Here is a 17,749-nt window from a genome sequence, read left to right as displayed (position 1 = left end):
CGAGCGAAACGACCTGCCATGTCAGTCGGTCTGTTTGGGATGCCCCGACCCGGCGAGCACCACCCACACGATGCGGACGTCGGGATCAGGGCAATACCAGATCCGGCCACCGGCCGTGACCTCGTATTGCCACTGCTCCAACACCTTTCCGCCGATGAGGCGGGTGGCGAAACGATCCCGAAGCCGGTGTTGCCGAGTCGGATTCTCCGGCGCCGTCGGGCGTTCGGTGAGCACGATCCAGGCCTCCCACGTGTTGGATCGCGCTGTCCGACACAGGTCTTCCCAACCCTTGGCAGCATCGGTCGTGGCAAATCGCGCTTCCCATGCGCCGGGACGGGCAGGAGGCGCGACCCGGTCACCCCGTTTGGCAGACATGTGTCATTCCCCCACCGGCTCGGGAACCGGCCCGAAGTCGTCATCCAGCGGATCGGACAGTTGTTCGGCAAGCACCGGATCCGCGTATACGGCTGCGGTGCTTCGCCATTCGACAACTACCTGCGCAAGTAGAGCCCATTGACCGAGCTCTGCCGAGGCTTGGAATGCACGGGCGAAGTCCTTCACGAACCGTCCCTGAGCGTCGGGCGGCAGGACATCTACCCAAGGAAATTCGTCCAAGAGTGCGCGAGCCGCGACGTCGGTCGGCAGGTGCACCAGTACGTTGCGTAGCGCCCGCGCCGCGGTCACCGAACCCTCCGAGGTTTCCTGCACCCGATCCTCCCGGATCAGCAGCAGCGGCGCACCGTCGCGGCGCCACACCCGGACATAGCCCTGATCAGCCAGTTTGGCGACCGACTTCGGGTCCCGCTGTAGCTCGCTCCACTGCACCTCAGTAACCATGGTCTCCATTCTGAACTTTTTCAGAACTCTTGCCAAGTCTCTGCACTGAGCGGTCCGAACTGCCGATCAAGGGGTGGCGAGGCGCAGGCACGGAAAACGGCGGCAGAGCGTTCTGCCGCCGTTTTCGGGTTGGGGTGGTTCAGAACTCCCAGTCTTCGTCTTCGGTGTTGACGGCCTTGCCGATGACGTAGCTGGAGCCGGAGCCGGAGAAGAAGTCGTGGTTCTCGTCGGCGTTGGGCGAAAGTGCCGACAGGATGGCCGGATTCACCTCGGTCTCGTCCTTGGGGAACAGGCCCTCGTAGCCGAGGTTCATCAGCGCCTTGTTGGCGTTGTAGCGCAGGAACTTCTTGACGTCCTCGGTGAGACCGACCTCGTCGTAGAGGTCCTGGGTGTATTCGACCTCGTTGTCGTACAACTCGAAGAGCAACTCGAACGTGTAGTTCTTCAGCTCGTCGCGCTCGGCCTGGCCGACCAGCTCCAGACCCTTCTGGTACTTGTAGCCGATGTAGTAACCGTGCACGGCCTCGTCCCGGATGATCAACCGGATCAGGTCGGCGGTGTTGGTGAGCTTGGCCCGCGAGGACCAGTACATCGGCAGGTAGAAGCCGGAGTAGAACAGAAAGCTCTCCAGCAGGGTCGAGGCGACCTTGCGCTTGAGCGGATCGTCGCCGTTGTAGTAGTCGAGCACGATCTCGGCCTTGCGCTGCAGGTTACGGTTCTCCTCCGACCAGCGGAACGCGTCGTCGATCTCGCGGGTGGAGCACAGCGTCGAGAAGATCGAACTGTAGCTCTTGGCGTGCACCGACTCCATGAACGCGATGTTGGTGTACACCGCTTCCTCGTGCGGGGTCAGCGCATCCGGGATCAGGCTCACCGCACCGACGGTGCCCTGAATGGTGTCCAGCAGCGTCAGACCGGTGAAGACGCGCATGGTCAGCTGCTTCTCATCGGTGGTCAACGTGCCCCAGGAGGGGATGTCGTTGGACACCGGAACCTTCTCGGGCAGCCAGAAGTTGCCGGTCAGCCGATCCCAGACCTCGGCATCCTTCTCGTCGGGCACCCGATTCCAGTTGATGGCCGATACCCGATCGATCAGTTTCATGCTGCCTCCACACCTTTCCCGAGCCCGCGGCCGTCACGGAATTTCTCTCCCCCGGACACTACTCCTTGGGGGTGACAAGTCCGTGCAGCACAACACCTTGTGTCGCAGCGATGTGTGTCACCTGGACGGAAACGGCCGGGAGCCACCGCGTGCGGCCCCTATTGTGCGCCACCGGCACCCGAACGACCACATCGATGCTGGCGCGCCGCGCGAGATCGCGGAAAGTTTGCCACAGCGGTTCCCATCCCCCGATCTGCGCCGGTTTCGCCTGATCAGGGGCTACGTTGAGGCGATAGGTGTACCACGCGTTTCGGAAGGAGTGTGTGTTATGACCAGTCCCGGACCCGTCCGCACCGGCCCGGTGCTCAACGACATGACCATTTTCGCCGGTGTCCTGATCCTCGTCACCGGTCTGCTGCATCTGATGAGCGCCGTCGCCGCGATCGCGGGACGCGACATCTTCGTCGTCACCGAAGACCAGGTGTTCCTCGTCGACGTCTCGACGTGGGGTTGGATCCACCTGGTGATCGCGATCCTCGTCCTGGTCGCGGGTTTCGGCATCGTCACCGGCAAGACCTGGGGTTACCTCGCGGGCATCGTCATGGCGGCGATCAGCATCCTGGACAACTTCCTCTTCGCTCCTATCTATCCGTTCTGGGCCCTGGTGATCATCGCGATCGATGTTCTGGTGATCTGGGCGCTGGCCCGGCAACTCGCCGCGCAGTAAGCGCGCACGTTTTCGACCCCAGCGTTGCTCGCCAGCGCTGGGGTCAACGTGTGTCGGCGTCCAAACAAATTGGGGCGCAGCAAATTTCACGTCCAGGAACGCTCACTGCCACGGACGACGCAGTCCACCACCGCTACCGCGGATCAGAGTCGGGCAATTCGCAACAATGCTCGGCCAGTCCAGGAGGGTTCAAGAGCCACCTTCGGCGCATCACACTCGCTCTGCCACGCCAAAACGGGTGCTACACGCCAGAAAACCCATAACGGCTCGACAGCGTCCGCTGCCCCCAACTCCCACATAACCCCGACCATTCGCCAACGGTGGCGTCCTCGGCTTGCCATTCGAACCGACCGCCGCCCACAGTGTTCGCGCACCCTTCACGATTTCACGCACCCCTTACAGGTTCGCGCACCTCCTTCCACTCGCCAGAACGGGTGCGACAACACAAAACGGGTGCGACGAGCCGAATTGCACGGGTGCGGCGGGTGCGGCACACCGAAAAGGGTGCATGGGAATCAGGATGCGCGCCAAATCGGGCAGCAATGCCGAGTACAGGAACGCCCTGAATGCGGACGATCGCATTGGAACGTTCCACTTTGTGCCGGACGTACGCCGGGAAAAATGCGTCTACCGTCCGGTCAAATGGCGGCAATAACCCACCCGCGAGGGAAATCGCGATTCTGGAATGTTCCAGTTGGAACGCGACATTTTTCTACCCTGCGGGGTCGATTCACTTGACGCAGTGAGCAATTCGGTGAAATGGCAATCCTCCTATACAGTCGCCTGGTTGGATGATCGCGGAAACCGAAACGGGATGGCGGGCCGGTCGGGTTTCCGCGAACACCAGCAATGCAACAGCACAGCCACCCGATTGGGACCCGGCACCACCGAGTTTGTCGAGCATTTTCGGCAAGGTTCCAAAATCGGCGCCATATTCAGGTTCCAAAACGGACCCAATCCATTAGCAACCCTTCGGAGATGCTGCCCATGACGACTGGCTCGACCCTGCCCCGCCGGCTACTGGCCCGCGAGCTCCGCCGCGCACGCCTCGAGGCATGCGTGACCGCGGAGGTCGCACGGAACGAGATCGGCGTCAGCAAACAGACCTTCTGGCGGATGGAGAACGGCGTCCAGATCCGCCTGAATCCGCTGTACATCAAGCGGTTGTGCGAGGTCTACGAGTTGCCGACGAGTCTGACCCGCACGCTACTGGGCCTCGTAGAGGAGACGCAGACCAAAGCGTGGTGGCACGGCTACGACGACGCGCTGCCTTCCCACGGCGGACTGTTCGTCGGGTTGGAAGAGGCCGCGCATCACGTCATTTCGTATCAGCCGACATTGCTGCCCGGACTGGTGCAGACCGCCGACTACCGCCGCGCCGTAACCTGGATGCTGCACCCCAACTGGCCGACCGCCGACATCGAGACGAACGTCGAGGTGATGGCGCGGCGACAGTCGCGGCTCACCGACAGCACGAACCCGCTCAGGTTCGATGTTTTCATCGACGAAACCGCGCTGCGGCGGATGGCGAGCAGCACGCGGGTGATGGCCGATCAGCTGACCCATCTCGCCGATCTTGCTCGGCTGCCGAACGTTTCGGTGCGGGTCCTGTCACGAACGGCCGGCGCCTACCAGGGTCTGCTCGTGGGCACGTTCGCGCTGCTGGAGTTCCCTCCGCATCCGACCGCGTATCTGTCCGAGCCGCCGGTCGTCTACGTCCAAGGATTCACCGGCGACCTGTACCTGGAACGTCCCGAAGAGATCGCCACATACCGAGCGATATGCATCGATCTCAAACGTCTGGCGCTGAACGAGGCCGACAGCCGCGCGCACATCCTCGACGTCGCCGCAGAATTCACCGACTGACCCGAACCTCTTCCTACGGTGCCGACTGCGGGGCACCGGCCTTAGCCTGACCCGTATGGAACTGGTGGCGCGGGCTTATGACAGTCCGGACGCGCGGAAGTTGATCGCGGAGGTGCAGCAGGAGTATGTGGTGCGGTATGGCGGGCCGGACGAGAGTCCGACCCATCCGGGTGAGTTCGCGCCGCCGTTGGGCGCGTTCCTGATCGGGTACGTCGAGGGGATCCCGGTGGCGTGTGCCGGGTGGCGGGCGCACGAGGGCGACGAACCCGAATTCCGGGACGGGGACGCCGAACTCAAACGGATGTATGTGGCGCCGGAGGTGCGCGGCCGCGGGCTCGCCCGGCAGCTACTGGCCGCCATCGAACACGATGCGGCGGCCGCCGGACGCCGCCGCATCGTGCTGGAAACCGGTACCCGCCAACCGGAAGCCATCGCCCTCTACACCTCCGCCGGCTACCGCCCCATCCCCGGCTTCGGCCGCTACCGCGAAGAATCCGGCAGCCGACACTACGCGCGAGACCTGACCTGACCTGACCTCACCGTTGCCCGTCACGGGCAACGCTTCCGCCGGTCATCGACGAGGTCCGACCCATTCGTCATTGGTCAAGCGCAGGCGGCGGGCGAGGTCGGAGACGAAGAGGTGCTCCGGATCGACACCGTCACGGACTCGACGCCACGCGTCCAGTTGCGGATACATGGCGCGAACCGTCTCCGGTGTAGTGCGCGAGTCTTTAGCGAAGTACAGGCGGCCTCCGGCGCTGAGGACACGCTGATCCAATTCGATACAGAGACGGTCGAGTCCGGGTTTCAGCGCAAAGTCGAGGCTGAGCATGAAGCCCGGATGGGGCCAGGACAACGGCGCGCGGTTTCCCGGGCCCATCCGTTTGAAGACGTTGAGAAACGACCGATGACCGGAATGAGCGATGACGCGAACAGCGTCGGCGAGTTGGTCCTCGGCACCGAACGGCATCGAGAACTGGTACTGCATGAATCCGCGGCCGCCGTAGCCGCGATTCCATTCACCGAGCAGATCCAGCGGATGCAGGAACTGGGTGATGTTCTGGATCAAGCCCCGCCCGCGCTTCGCGAACGTGCGATATGCGACTCCGCCGCCGACGCGGGTGGTCAGGTTGTTCACCATGCCCGCTGGGAAGATGTCCGGCACCGTGAACAGCTGCGGCGCACGGAAACCCAGCGGATCGCGACGCAACTTGACGGGCAGTTGGTCCACTTTTGCCAGGTTCCCGCGACTGAACCCCGCTCGCCCCGACTTCGCGCCGGTGCTGATCGTGTCGGGTACGGCCACCGAATATTCGTAACCTTCGTCGGAGCCACCAGTCAGTAGGTCCATCGTCTCGTCGAGATCGGCGGTGCGGTCGCTGTCTACCAGAAAGTACGCGGTTTCGGTGCGCTTCATTCGTAACCGCGCGCGTACGACGATGCCGGTGAGACCCATACCGCCGACCGTGGCCCAGAACAGCTCCGCCTCAGCACCTTCCGGCGTCAGGGTACGCACAGAGCCGTCCGCGGTCAGCAGGTCCATCGACAGCACATGGTTACCGAAGCTGCCCTGTGAATGATGGTTTTTACCGTGGATATCAGAGGCGATCGCACCGCCGACGGTGACCTGCCGGGTGCCCGGTAAAACCGGAACCCACAGGCCGTGTGGCAGCACCGCGCGCATCAACATATCCAGGCTGACACCGGCATCCACGTCGACCACTCCGGTGTCCGGATCGATGGTGTGAATGCGATCGAACGCGGTCATGTCGACGACAAGGCCACCACCGTTCTGTGCCGGATCACCATAGCTGCGCCCCAGTCCCCTCGCGATGACCCCACGCGCACCCGCTGTGCGCACACTCTCCGCAACGATGTCCAGGTCGGGCGTCGAAAGCACTTGCGCGACAGTTGGTGCGGTACGGCTCCAACCGGTCAATGGGCGCTGCTCGAGCACGGATCCCCCTCTTGTGAACTGCACTTCGCCACGGTAGCGGTCGGATACTGAGGAACAGCTGTGAATGCGGCCGAGTTCGGGTACCGGTGAGACCGCGGCGACCCCACCCCTACTGTTCGCCGACTTGCGGTTCTCTTACGGGCAATAGACGAGTGCACTCCGGGCGTGGCAGTATGGTGGCGTCTAATATAAGTTGAAACTTATTAAGGAGAGGATGATGGCTTTGTTGAGCGACCCTGTCACTCTTGCTGGACTGGTGACGCGGGAGATTCGTAGTGGGGTGCGCGATGGCGTGCCGACGAAGGTCGCGGTGGCGCGGCGGAACTATTCGACCGATCAGGCCGATCTGTGGGCGGCGCTGACCGATCCGGAGCGGATTCCGCGCTGGTTCCTGCCGATCAGCGGGGAGTTGGCGCTCGGCGGGCGCTACCAGCTGGAGGGGAATGCGGGCGGGGTGGTCGAAGAGTGTGACGAGCCCAAGGGTTTCGCGGTGACCTGGGAGATGGGACCACAGGTGTCCTGGGTGCGGGTCGGCCTCACACCGGGCGAGGCGGGCACGCTGCTCGAACTGGCGCACGAGGCGCCCGTCGACCCGGGCTTCTGGGCGCAGTACGGTCCCGGCGCCGTCGGTGTCGGCTGGGATCTCGCGCTGGTGGGCCTCGGGCTGCATTTGGCGAGCGGCGAGCCGGTGGACCAGGCCGAGGCGCTCACCCTGCACACCACGCCGGAGGGCAAGGAGTTCATCCGCACGGCCGCGGCGGGCTGGGCGGAGGCCGCGATCGGCGACGGCGACGAGCCGGACGCGGCGCGCGCGGCCGCGGCGAATACGGTGACCTTCTACACCACGGAATCCGAGGAGAGCCCCGAGTCCTGATGGACCGTTCTACCGCAAGCATTTTCGAGGCGCTCGGCGACCCGATCCGCCGCTACATCCTGGAGCTGGTGGCGGCCGGCGAGCAGCCGGCGGGCGCGGTCGTCGCGGCGGTGCAGGAGCAGGCGCAGATCTCCCAGCCCGGCGTCTCCCAGCATCTCAAGGTGCTGCGCGACGCCGGGCTGGTGCGCGTCCGCGCGGCGGGCACCCGGCGCTTCTACACGCTCGACGAGGCGGGCTTGGCGGCCGCGAAGACCTGGCTGAGCGCGCTCGCCGACCCGCTGCACCAGCTCGCGCAACCGCTGGACGCGCTCGCCACCGAGATCGCCCGCGGCAAACGCGCCCGTCGCACCGCGGCACCGCACCGCGACCTGGACCGCGACGCCCGCCACGCCTGACACCTCAGCCGACGACGGCCAGATACTCCCCGTAGAAGAGCATCAGCCCGACCGCGGCGGCGATCCCCGCGAGCAACCAGAACCGAATGATGACAGTGGTTTCGGCCCACTTGCCCAGTTCGAAATGGTGGTGGAACGGCGCCATCCGGAACAGCCGGTTGCGCGTGGTCCGGAACACCACGATCTGCAACAGCACCGAGAGGATCTCGGCGAAGAACAGCGCACCCACCACCGCCATCAGCAGCTCGGTGCGGGTGGTGATGGACAGCCCGGCGAGCAGACCGCCGAGCGCCAGCGAACCGGTGTCGCCCATGAAGATCTTCGCGGGCGCCGCGTTCCACCACAGGAATCCGATGCACGCGCCGGCGCCGGCCGCGCAGACCACGGCGAGGTCGAGCGGGTCGCGCACGGTGTAGCACCCGGCGACGGGGGTGCTCACGCACGAATTGGTGTACTGCCAGAAGGTGATGATCACGTAGGCGCCGAGCGCGAAGCTCATCGATCCGGCGGCCAGCCCGTCGAGGCCGTCGGTGATGTTCACCGCGTTCGACCAGGCCACCACGAGAAAGCAGACGACGAGCAGGAAGCCGATCACGCCGAACGACACCGTGGTCACGTCGCGGACGTAGGACATGTGCCTGCTGGCGGGGGTGAGCCCCATGTCGCCGGGGAACCGCAAGGCGAGGATGCCGAAGATGACTGCGGCGAGCAGCTGTCCGATGTACTTCCCGGTGGCGGTCAAGCCGAGATTGCGTTGCTTGCGGATCTTGATGAAATCGTCGAGGAACCCGACGAAGCCGAGCGCGGTGGCCAAGCCGAGCACGAGCAGACCGGAGACCGAGATCTCGGCTTCGTCGTGCCGGCTGTCGAGCAGATGCGCCCCCAGGTATCCGGCCCACATGCCGATCAGGATCGCGATGCCGCCCATGGTCGGGGTGCCGCGTTTGGACTGATGGCTGGCCGGGCCGTCGACCCGGATCTCCTGGCCGACGTTACGTCTCGTGAAAAGCTTGATCAGCAATGGCGTCAACGTGATCGACACCACGAGCGCGATCATCGCCGAGAACAAGATCTGTCTCATTCGCCCCTCATGTTGTTGTTCGAGCGCTCCGACGTTAGCAAGCTCGCGGGGGCAGTGCGGTAACGAGCGGTGGCGCAGACGTGACGGGGCCGCGACCGCCCTGCTGGACGGACGCGGCCCCGGGCGCCGATCACCTGTTCCAGATGGCCGCGACGAAGGTCTGTCCCCGCACCTGGTACCGGTGCTCGTGCACGAGACGGTAGCCCTGCGCGGCGAGCTGGGCCGCGGTGCCGTTATAGGCCTGCACCGAGATGTCGTGGCGCGCTTGCCAAGCCCGGCCGTCGTTGCGCTCCCAGATGCCGACGAAGCGCGACGCGCCGTTGACCTCGTAGCCGCGGACCAGGGTCAGGCGGTAGCCCTGCGCCAGCAGCTTGTCGAATTCGGCCTGGTAGGTCTTGGCGTCCAGGCCGTGCCGGGCCTGCCACGCGCGGCCGTCGTTGCGGACCCAGGTGCTGGAATAGCGCGGATCGTTACCCCCGGTGACCCGGATATCGCCGATCCGGTAGCCCTGGGCGACCAGTTTGTCGAATTCGGCCTGATGCTGCGCACCGCTCAGGTTGTCCCGGGTGACGGTCGCGGGCAGGGCGGGCGGCGGGGTGGTGTGGTCGGCGGCGAAGGTGACTGTCCAGTGCCGCCGGTCGCCCTGGTAGATCACCGCGACGCCGACCTTGTCCAGTTTGCCGTCGAGGATGATCGCCCGGTGCCCAGGCGAATTCGACCAGAACCGGATGGCGTCGGCCGGCTCGACGTTGCGGCCGTAGAAGTTGATCTCGGCGATCTTGGGCGCGTTGGCGGGCACGCCGCACTGCGCGAACCGGGTCTTGATATCGCGGCCGAGGGTGTCCACATGGTCGGCGGGTGAACTGCCCCGGCGCGCACTGTCGTTGCTCGCCCATTCGGCGGGCCGCGCCAGCACCTCGCTGTGCGTGACCGCGGCCAGGCCCGCGTCCTTGCGCAGCTTGTTGATCTGGTTGAGCACGACGCCTTCCTCGCCGCGCAGCGCGAGCGCGGCGGATTCGACATCGCAGTTGGTGTAGGTCGTCGCGGACGCGGCGGGCAGCGCGAACAGGCAGGCGCCCGCGGCGATCGCGAGGGTGGCGGCGGTGGATTTGACGTTCATCGGTGGCTCCGTGTGCTGGTATCCGGGTGATCGCACACAGAGTCGCGCCGGGTCCTAACCGGAAGTCAACGAAGCACTAACGGAGCTGCCCGCGCCGATCTCCGGTGGCCGACCGCGCTTGCGCCGAGCGGTGTTCGGGCTCAGATGCCGAGCACCAGCTTGGCGGTGGTGAAGTAGATGACCAAGCCGGTGGCGTCCACCAGGGTTGTCACCATCGGGGCGGACACCACCGCCGGATCGATCCGCAGCTTCTTGGCGAGCAGCGGCATGGTGCCACCGATGGTCGCGGCCCAGCCACAGATCAGCACCAGGGTGATGCCGACGACCACCGCGACGCGCGGGCCGACGAACAGCCCGCCGATCACCAGTCCCGCGGCGGCGAGCATGGCGCCGAGCACCAATCCGACCCGGCATTCCCGCCAGATCACCTTGAACAAGTCCGAGACCCGCACCTCGCCGACGGCGAGCGCGCGCACGCAGGCGGTGGCGGCCTGCGCGCCGGCGTTGCCGCCCGCGCCGATCAGCAGCGGGATGAACAGCGCGAGATGCGCGGCCTGCTGGAGAGTGCCCTCGAACATGTCGGTGACGCTGACCGTCAGGGTCGCGGCGAACAGCAACAGCACCAGCCACATGGCGCGATACCGGGCCAGCTGGAACACCCCGGCGGCCATGTAGTGGCCCTCCCACGGCGCCGAACCCGCCTGCCGGGCCACGTCCTCGCTGTCGGCGGCCTCGATCACCTCGACGGCGTCGTCGATGGTGAGCAGCCCGACGAGCCGATCCTCGCTGTCCACCACGGGCAGGTTGATGTCGTTGGTCTCGCGCATCAACCGGGCGGCCTTCTCCGCCGAGTCGGTCGCGCGCGCGAAAGCCGGTTCGGTGACGACCAATTCGGCGATCATCGTGTCCGGCTTGCTGAGCACCAGTTCGCGCAGTTCGACGATGCCGGTCAGCCGCCGGCCCCCGTCGACCACGGGCAGCGTGTAGACGGTTTCCGCGTCGGCGCCCTTGGCCCGCACCACGGTCAGCGCGTCGGCGACGGTGAGGTCGCGGGGCAACGCCACCAGGGCAGGCGTCATGTACTGCCCGGCCGAGCCTTCCGGGTAGCCGAGCAGCGTGGCGGTCATCCGCCGTTCGCGCGGGCTCAACCCGGCCAGCACCTTCTTGGCCACCTTCGCGGGCGCCTCGCGCAGCATGCGGGCGCGGTCGTCGGGGGCCATGCCCTCGACCAGGTCGCGGAAGCTCTGGTCGCGCAGGCCCTGCAGGATCTGCTGCTGGTCGACCGGCTCGAGTTCCTCGAAGACGGCCAGCGCCAGATCCTTGTCGAGCAGCCGGAACGCCATACCGGCCTGGACGGCGTCCATCCGGGCCAGCTGATCGGCGATGACATGCGGCGGGCGCTCGTCGAGCCACGCCAGCGCGGCGTCGACCCGGTGGGTGTCGACGGCGTCCTGCAGGGACTCGGACAGCGTCGGACGAACTTCGATTACGTCGGTCTGCGACATGGGGGATCCTCAGCAAATACGCGTGAGTGAACAAGAGCGGGCGCGAAGAGTCACACCGCGGGCGCCGGCCCCCACCGTCGCTGATTACTCAGGAATGCGAAGGGGCGACGCCGCGCGGCCTTCGACTGGGAGGTTCGCTGCGCATGGCAACCCCACCTCCTCTTCGTCGCGGCCGCAGACCTGGGCGTCTACACCGTCTTCACCATTGATCGGACGCGAATGCATCCCTACGCAGGATACAGGCATCCGTCCAGATTCTTCACCTCGACCGTGGCTGGGCGCTACTCGGCGACGGCGGCTGTGACGGCCGTCTCCACCGCGATCCAGGTGGGCACGTGGCATACCCAGTCGGGCACGGGTGCGGTTTGCGGGCCGAACAGGTACAGGTGCGGGACCAGTCCGCGCAACGCGTGATGCACCTCGAGCCGGTCGTCGATCATGTGCGTGATGCCGAGTTCGGCGCAGTGCGCCGCCTTGTGCGCGCGCTCGCGGCAGAACCGCAGGTGGTCGCGCGGCATCCCGGTGCGCGTGAAGAAGTGGTGATGGTCGAGCCACTGCCGAGTGCGCTGCTCCACCTGCGGACCGCATTTGGAGATGACCCACGCCTGCCCGGCGAAACGCTCGACCAGACGGGTCAGCACTTCGAAAGCGTTGGGGCTGGGCGGAGTTCGCATCGCCTCGGCATGTCCGCCGGAGAGGAAGACCGTGTCCGGCGCGCCCGGCCGTAGGGCCGCCCCCTGGATGACCCGGCCGAAGTCGACGCCGAGTCGTGGTTGTCTTGCGTTGTTCATGTGCGTTCCAGGATGACTCGGCACCCCGCGCGCTGTCGAGCGAATTACGCTCGCGGGCAACGACTCACACCGGCGGGGCCGGGTCGTACTGGATCGTGTGCCGGACCTGACGGGCGCGTTCGGCACCGGCGAGCCGGCGCACGAGGTGCAGCGCCATGTCGATGCCCGCGGAAACACCAGAGGACGTGATGATGTCGCCGTCGTCGACGAATCGTTCGTCGGCGCTGACCGCGATGGTGGCGTCCAGTTCACGCAGGTGCTCTATCGAGGCCCAGTGGGTGGTCGCCGGGCGGCCGGCCAGCAGTCCCGCGGCGGCGAGCACCAAGGAACCGGTGCAGACGCTGGTGATCAGCGGGGTCGTCGCGCGCTGTGCGCGCACCCAGTCGAGGGCGGCGGCGTCTTCGAGCATCGGCCGCGTGCCCATGCCGCCTGGGATGATCAAGACGTCGCGCCGCGGCGCGGTGGCGTAGGAGTACTGTGCCTCGATCCGCATGCCCTTCGCGCACTCGACCGGGCCCTCGTGCTCGGCGAAGGTGAAGACGGTGTAGCCGTCGTCGGGGAAGTACTGCGTCCAGACCGACAGCACCTCCCACGGACCGACCGCGTCCAGTTCTTCGACGCCGGGGAACAGCAGCAGACCGATGGCGCTCGTCATGCTCCTTGCTTAGCACACCCACTCAGCCGGGCGTTTGCTCGATGATTGCGAATGGAACATCAGTACTTCATACCGGAAGCTTGTCCTTGTTGAACCTTTCAGCCCCGGCGACCAATAGTCCGCCGCGAATTGGGCACTACTTGCGGAAACAAACGCTGAAGCCAGCCTTGTAGACGCGTTGCATCTGCCGATAACGGTTCACCAACACCCTCTGCACATCCATTTGCTATGCGTTAGCGTGTGGCATGACCAAGATACTGGCCTTCACCTCACCGGCAAAGGGACATCTGTATCCGGTCGCGCCTGTACTGTCCGAGCTGGTTTCCCGCGGCCACTCCGTCACCGTGCTGACGATTCCCGGTAGCGAGCGGGAGCTCGGCCCCCTCGGCCTCACGGTGCGCGAGCTGCCACCGGCTTTGGCGATGGACACGCTCAACGACTGGGCCACCACCGCCAAGATCCCCGCCCTGCGCGCCGCGCTGCGCGCGCTCGTCGCCCGCATCCCCGACGAGATCCAGGCGCTGCGCAGCGCGATCATCGCCGAACGCCCCGACGCGCTGCTGATCGACATCACCGCGCCGGGCGCGCAGATCCTCGCCGCGGCCAGCGGGCTGCCATGGGCCTCCTGGGCGCCGAAGCTGCTGCCACTCCCCTCCGTCGACACACCGCCCTTCGGCCCCGGATTGGCCCCGCGGACCGATCTGTTCGGCCGCCTGCGCGACAACGGCCTGCACTGGTTCCTGGAACGAAGATGGAACGAGGTGCTCCCCGAGCTCAATCACATGCGCCAGTACTACGGCCTCGACGCCCTGGACAGCATCGTCGACTACCTGCGCAAACCGCCGCTGACCCTCAACTTCACCGCGCCGCCGTTCGACGACGTGCGCTCGGACTGGCCGGAATCCGTCGCCCAGGTCGGCCCCGGACTGTGGGCCCCGGACGCCGAACCGCCCGCGTGGCTGGCCGCGATCGATCGTCCCTTGGCGCTGGTCACCTGCTCGACCGAATTCCACGACGACGGCAGGATCGCCCAGACGGCGATGGACGCGCTGACCGACAGCGGGATGTACACCGTGGTCACCTCGGGCGCCATCGATCCCGAAACCCTCACCGCCGCACCGAATGCGCGAGTCGAACGGTTCGTGCCGCACCACCTGCTGCTCGACCGCGCCGCCGTGGTGGTCTCGCACGGCGGCATGGGCCTTGTCCAAAAGGCTTTGGCCACCGGCGTTCCCGTGTGCGTCGTGCCGTCCGGGCGGGACCACTTCGAGGTCGCGCGCCGGGTGGTCGGCAACGAGGCGGGCAGCTGCGTCGCGCCGAAACGGCTCACCGTCGCCACACTGCGCGCCGGGATCGAGCGGGCGCTGGCCTGCCGCGACGGCGCCGCCCGGGTGGCCGCCGGGTTCCGCGGTGCGACCGGCACGCTACACGCCGCCAACCTGCTCGAACACCATTTCGCCGGGGTCGAGACCGGGCACCCGGCCCGCTTCGGCTCCCTACCGGTCTACGAGTCCCACCACTATCCGACGAACGAGATCGCTCCGGAGATCGTCCCCGGCGAACCCGATCCGGTGGTCCTGCCACCCAAATCCGCTCCAGCACAACAGGAACGGCCCCACCGCGAGCGCTGACCGGCGCCAACCAGCCGAGCACGGGATGATTGGTTGGGTTGTGGCAAACATACGAAGGAGAAATCTGTGCGCTTCGGCATCTTCATCCCGCAGGGTTGGCGGCTCGACCTCGTCGGTATCGACCCCGCCGACCAGTGGCGGGTGATGCGGGACCTCGCGCAACGCGCGGATGCCGCCGACATCTGGGAATCCCTGTGGGTGTACGACCACTTCCACACCGTGCCCGTGCCCACCGAGGAGGCGACCCACGAGGCGTGGACGCTGATGTCGGCGTTCGCGGCGTCCACCTCGCGGGTGCGGCTCGGGCAGATGTGTACCGCGATGAGCTACCGGAACCCGGCCTATCTGGCGAAGGTCGCCGCGACCGTCGACCTGATCTCCGGTGGCCGGGCGGAGATGGGCATCGGCGGCGGCTGGTACGAACACGAGTGGCGGGCCTACGGTTACGGTTTCCCGTCGGCGGGTGAGCGGCTCGGCCGGCTCGACGAGGGCGTGCAGATCTTCCGGCAGGCGTGGACCACCGGCAAGGCGACGCTGGACGGCAGGTACTACCAGGTCGACGGGGCGATCGTGCAGCCGCTTCCGTTGCAGGAGAACGGCATTCCGCTATGGATCGCGGGCGGCGGCGAGAAGAAGACGTTGCGGATCGCGGCGAAGTACGCCCAATACACCAACTTCAGCGGCGCGCCCGACGAGTTCGCCGCGAAGTCGGACATCCTGCGCGCGCACTGTGCCGACGTCGGCACCGATTTCGCCGCCATCGTGCGCTCCTCGAACTTCAACGCGATCATCGCGAGTACCGAAACCGAAGTCGAAGAACGCCTTTCGGCGGTGCAAGGCAAGCTGGCCACGGTGATCGGCGACGATCAGGCCAAGGGTTTCGTGGACGGCATGTTCCGCACCTCCGCCGCCGTCGGCACCCCGGAGCAGGTCGCCGAGCGCCTCGCCGGCCTGTGTGACCTCGGCCTCGGCTACGCCATCCTCAACTTCCCCGAAGCCGCCTACGACACCTCCGGCATCGAGCTCTTCGAACGCGAAGTGGCCCCCACCCTGGCCTGAACCGTAGACCGAGAAAGCCCCGGCGCCATTGCGGCACCGGGGCTTTCGGCGTTGTGCGGTGTTACAGCATGCAGGAGACGCAGCCTTCTACTTCGGTGCCCTCCAGCGCCATCTGGCGCAGGCGGATGTAGTAGAGGGTCTTGATGCCCTTGCGCCAGGCGTAGATCTGGGCGCGGTTGAGGTCGCGGGTGGTGACGGTGTCCTTGAAGAAGAGGGTCAGCGACAGGCCCTGGTCCACGTGCTGGGTGGCCGCGGCGTAGGTGTCGATGATCTTCTCGTAGCCGATCTCGTAGGCGTCGTCGTAGTACTCGAGGTTGTCGTTGTCGAGGTAGGGTGCCGGGTAGTAGACGCGGCCGATCTTGCCTTCCTTGCGGATCTCGATCTTCGACGCCACCGGGTGGATGGAACTGGTGGAGTGGTTGATGTAGGAGATCGACCCGGTCGGCGGAACCGCCTGCAGGTTCTGGTTGTAGATGCCGTGCTCCATGACCGACGCCTTCAGCGCCCGCCAGTCGTCCTGGGTCGGGATGTGCACCCCGGCGTCGGCGAAAAGCCGCGCGACCCGTTCGGTTTTCGGCTCCCACACCTGCTCGGTGTACTTGTCGAAGTACTCACCGCTGGCGTACTTCGACTCGGGGAAGCCGCCGAAGTAGGTGCCGCGCTCCTGCGCGATCAGGTTCGACGCCCGGATCGCGTGGTAGACCACGGTGTAGAAGTAGATGTTGGTGAAGTCGATGCCCTCTTCGGAGCCGTAGTGCACCCGCTCGCGCGCCAGGTAGCCGTGCAGGTTCATCTGGCCGAGACCGATCGCGTGGGACTCGTTGTTGCCCTGCTCGATCGAGGGCACCGAGTAGATGTGCGTCTGATCCGAGACCGCGGTCAGCGCCCGGATGGACGTCTCGATGGTCTGCGCGAAATCGGGTGAGTCCATCGTCTTGGCGATGTTCAGCGAGCCGAGGTTGCACGAGATGTCCTTGCCCACCTTGGCATAGGACAGGTCGTCGTTGAACACCGACGGCGTGGAGACCTGCAAGATCTCCGAGCACAGATTGGAGTGGGTGATCTTGCCCGCGATCGGGTTGGCCCGGTTCACCGTGTCCTCGAACATGATGTACGGGTAACCGGATTCGAACTGCAGCTCGGCGATGGTCTGGAAGAACTCGCGCGCCTTGATCTTCGACTTGCGGATCCGCTTGTCGTCGACCATCTCGTAGTACTTCTCGGTGACGTCGATATCGGCGAACGGCTTACCGTAGATGCGCTCCACGTCGTACGGCGAGAACAGGTACATGTCCTCGTTCTTCTTCGCCAGCTCGAAGGTGATGTCGGGGATCACCACGCCCAGCGAGAGGGTCTTGATGCGGATCTTCTCGTCCGCGTTCTCCCGCTTGGTGTCCAGGAACCGGTAGATGTCGGGGTGGTGCGCGTGCAAATACACCGCACCCGCGCCCTGGCGCGCGCCGAGCTGGTTGGCGTAGGAGAACGAGTCCTCCAGCAGCTTCATGATCGGGATGACGCCCGAGCTCTGGTTCTCGATCTTCTTGATCGGCGCGCCGTGCTCACGAATGTTGGTGAGCAGCAGGGCGACCCCGCCGCCGCGCTTGGACAGCTGCAGCGCGGAGTTGATGGAGCGCCCGATGGACTCCATGTTGTCCTCGATGCGCAGCAGGAAGCAGGACACCGGCTCGCCGCGCTGCTTCTTGCCCGAGTTGAGGAAGGTCGGGGTGGCCGGCTGGAAACGACCGTCGATGATCTCGTCGACCAGCTTGCCCGCGAGCACCTCGTCGCCGGCGGCGAGGGTGAGCGCGACCATGCAGACGCGGTCCTCGAACCGCTCCAGGTAGCGCTTGCCGTCGAAGGTCTTCAGCGTGTACGAGGTGTAGTACTTGAACGCGCCGAGGAAGGTGGGGAACCGGAACTTCTTGGCGTAGGCCTGCTGGAACAGCTTCTTGATGAACCCGCGGCTGTACTGCTCGAGCACCTCGGACTCGTAGTAGTTCTCGTCGACCAGGTAGTCCAGCTTCTCGTCCAAGTTGTGGAAGAAGACGGTGTTCTGGTTGACGTGCTGCAGGAAGTACTGGTGCGCCGCCTCCCGGTCCTTGTCGAACTGGATCTCACCGTTCGGGCCGTACAGGTTCAGCATCGCATT

Annotated in this window: 17 protein-coding genes; 7 read left to right on the top strand and 10 right to left on the bottom strand. The window is 65.8% G+C overall.

What is annotated here, in order from left to right; all coding sequences use genetic code 11:
• Positions 1-21 precede the first annotated feature (21 nt).
• The 3 genes from TY25_RS43870 to nrdF all read right to left on the bottom strand — a co-directional run bounded on the left by TY25_RS43870 (position 22) and on the right by nrdF (position 1,939).
• Positions 22-234, bottom strand: coding sequence for a hypothetical protein (locus TY25_RS43870; RefSeq protein WP_226887215.1), 213 nt, complete (start codon positions 232-234; stop codon positions 22-24).
• Between the two features lie 144 nt (positions 235-378).
• Positions 379-837 (bottom strand): hypothetical protein, encoded by a 459-nt coding sequence (locus TY25_RS40300; RefSeq protein WP_146154172.1) that lies wholly within the window; start codon positions 835-837, stop codon positions 379-381.
• A 139-nt stretch (positions 838-976) separates the two neighbouring features.
• Positions 977-1,939 (bottom strand): class 1b ribonucleoside-diphosphate reductase subunit beta, encoded by a 963-nt coding sequence (gene nrdF, locus TY25_RS03170; RefSeq protein WP_029898323.1) that lies wholly within the window; start codon positions 1,937-1,939, stop codon positions 977-979.
• A 328-nt stretch (positions 1,940-2,267) separates the two neighbouring features.
• Here nrdF and TY25_RS03165 point away from each other — a divergent pair, with 328 nt between their 5' ends.
• The 3 genes from TY25_RS03165 to TY25_RS03155 all read left to right on the top strand — a co-directional run bounded on the left by TY25_RS03165 (position 2,268) and on the right by TY25_RS03155 (position 5,061).
• Positions 2,268-2,666: a DUF7144 family membrane protein gene (locus TY25_RS03165; protein ID WP_042253983.1), complete on the top strand. Its 399-nt coding sequence runs from the start codon at positions 2,268-2,270 to the stop codon at positions 2,664-2,666.
• 987 nt (positions 2,667-3,653) lie between these two features.
• Positions 3,654-4,532 (top strand): helix-turn-helix domain-containing protein, encoded by an 879-nt coding sequence (locus TY25_RS03160; RefSeq protein WP_052382783.1) that lies wholly within the window; start codon positions 3,654-3,656, stop codon positions 4,530-4,532.
• A gap of 55 nt (positions 4,533-4,587) precedes the next feature.
• The gene (locus TY25_RS03155) at positions 4,588-5,061 is read left to right on the top strand and encodes a GNAT family N-acetyltransferase (protein ID WP_042253979.1); all 474 of its coding nucleotides are present in this window, start codon (positions 4,588-4,590) and stop codon (positions 5,059-5,061) included.
• A 42-nt stretch (positions 5,062-5,103) separates the two neighbouring features.
• Here the strand turns inward: TY25_RS03155 and dprE1 are convergent, their stop codons facing one another.
• Positions 5,104-6,489 carry a decaprenylphosphoryl-beta-D-ribose oxidase gene (gene dprE1, locus TY25_RS03150; protein ID WP_042253976.1) on the bottom strand — a complete coding sequence of 462 codons (1,386 nt, stop codon included), beginning with the start codon at positions 6,487-6,489 and terminating at the stop codon, positions 5,104-5,106.
• Positions 6,490-6,706: 217 nt separating this feature from the next.
• On the opposite strand from dprE1, the gene TY25_RS03145 reads away from it, so the two are divergent.
• Both TY25_RS03145 and TY25_RS03140 read left to right on the top strand, forming a co-directional pair.
• A complete protein-coding gene (locus TY25_RS03145; RefSeq protein WP_042254202.1) occupies positions 6,707-7,363 on the top strand; it encodes an SRPBCC family protein in 657 nt (218 codons plus the stop codon).
• Positions 7,363-7,758 (top strand): ArsR/SmtB family transcription factor, encoded by a 396-nt coding sequence (locus tag TY25_RS03140; RefSeq protein ID WP_042253975.1) that lies wholly within the window; start codon positions 7,363-7,365, stop codon positions 7,756-7,758. Before TY25_RS03145 ends, TY25_RS03140 begins: the two co-directional genes overlap by 1 nt.
• A gap of 4 nt (positions 7,759-7,762) precedes the next feature.
• On the opposite strand, the gene mraY is transcribed toward TY25_RS03140, so the two are convergent.
• The 5 genes from mraY to TY25_RS03115 all read right to left on the bottom strand — a co-directional run bounded on the left by mraY (position 7,763) and on the right by TY25_RS03115 (position 12,910).
• Complete coding sequence (gene mraY / locus TY25_RS03135; protein ID WP_042253974.1) at positions 7,763-8,839, bottom strand: phospho-N-acetylmuramoyl-pentapeptide-transferase; 1,077 nt, start codon at positions 8,837-8,839, stop codon at positions 7,763-7,765.
• Between the two features lie 130 nt (positions 8,840-8,969).
• Positions 8,970-9,959, bottom strand: coding sequence for a CAP domain-containing protein (locus tag TY25_RS40295; protein WP_052382767.1), 990 nt, complete (start codon positions 9,957-9,959; stop codon positions 8,970-8,972).
• A gap of 140 nt (positions 9,960-10,099) precedes the next feature.
• Positions 10,100-11,464 (bottom strand): magnesium transporter, encoded by a 1,365-nt coding sequence (gene mgtE / locus TY25_RS03125; RefSeq protein ID WP_042253972.1) that lies wholly within the window; start codon positions 11,462-11,464, stop codon positions 10,100-10,102.
• A 281-nt stretch (positions 11,465-11,745) separates the two neighbouring features.
• Positions 11,746-12,255 (bottom strand): hypothetical protein, encoded by a 510-nt coding sequence (locus TY25_RS03120; RefSeq protein WP_042253971.1) that lies wholly within the window; start codon positions 12,253-12,255, stop codon positions 11,746-11,748.
• 64 nt (positions 12,256-12,319) lie between these two features.
• Complete coding sequence (locus TY25_RS03115) at positions 12,320-12,910, bottom strand: DJ-1/PfpI family protein (RefSeq protein WP_042253970.1); 591 nt, start codon at positions 12,908-12,910, stop codon at positions 12,320-12,322.
• A gap of 245 nt (positions 12,911-13,155) precedes the next feature.
• On the opposite strand from TY25_RS03115, the gene TY25_RS03110 reads away from it, so the two are divergent.
• Positions 13,156-14,541: a glycosyltransferase gene (locus tag TY25_RS03110; protein ID WP_052382766.1), complete on the top strand. Its 1,386-nt coding sequence runs from the start codon at positions 13,156-13,158 to the stop codon at positions 14,539-14,541.
• A gap of 66 nt (positions 14,542-14,607) precedes the next feature.
• A complete protein-coding gene (locus TY25_RS03105) occupies positions 14,608-15,600 on the top strand; it encodes an LLM class F420-dependent oxidoreductase (protein WP_042253968.1) in 993 nt (330 codons plus the stop codon).
• 61 nt (positions 15,601-15,661) lie between these two features.
• Here TY25_RS03105 and nrdE read toward each other — a convergent pair whose 3' ends face one another.
• On the bottom strand, positions 15,662-17,743 hold the full coding sequence (gene nrdE, locus TY25_RS03100) for a class 1b ribonucleoside-diphosphate reductase subunit alpha (RefSeq protein WP_052382765.1): 2,082 nt from the start codon (positions 17,741-17,743) through the stop codon (positions 15,662-15,664).
• Between the last annotated feature and the right edge of the window lie 6 nt (positions 17,744-17,749).

Source organism: Nocardia brasiliensis NBRC 14402 (genome assembly GCF_000308475.2).
Classification (GTDB): Bacteria; Actinomycetota; Actinomycetes; order Mycobacteriales; family Mycobacteriaceae; genus Nocardia; species Nocardia brasiliensis.
Note: the sequence above shows the minus strand (reverse complement) of the source record. Positions and strands in the feature narration are given on the sequence as shown.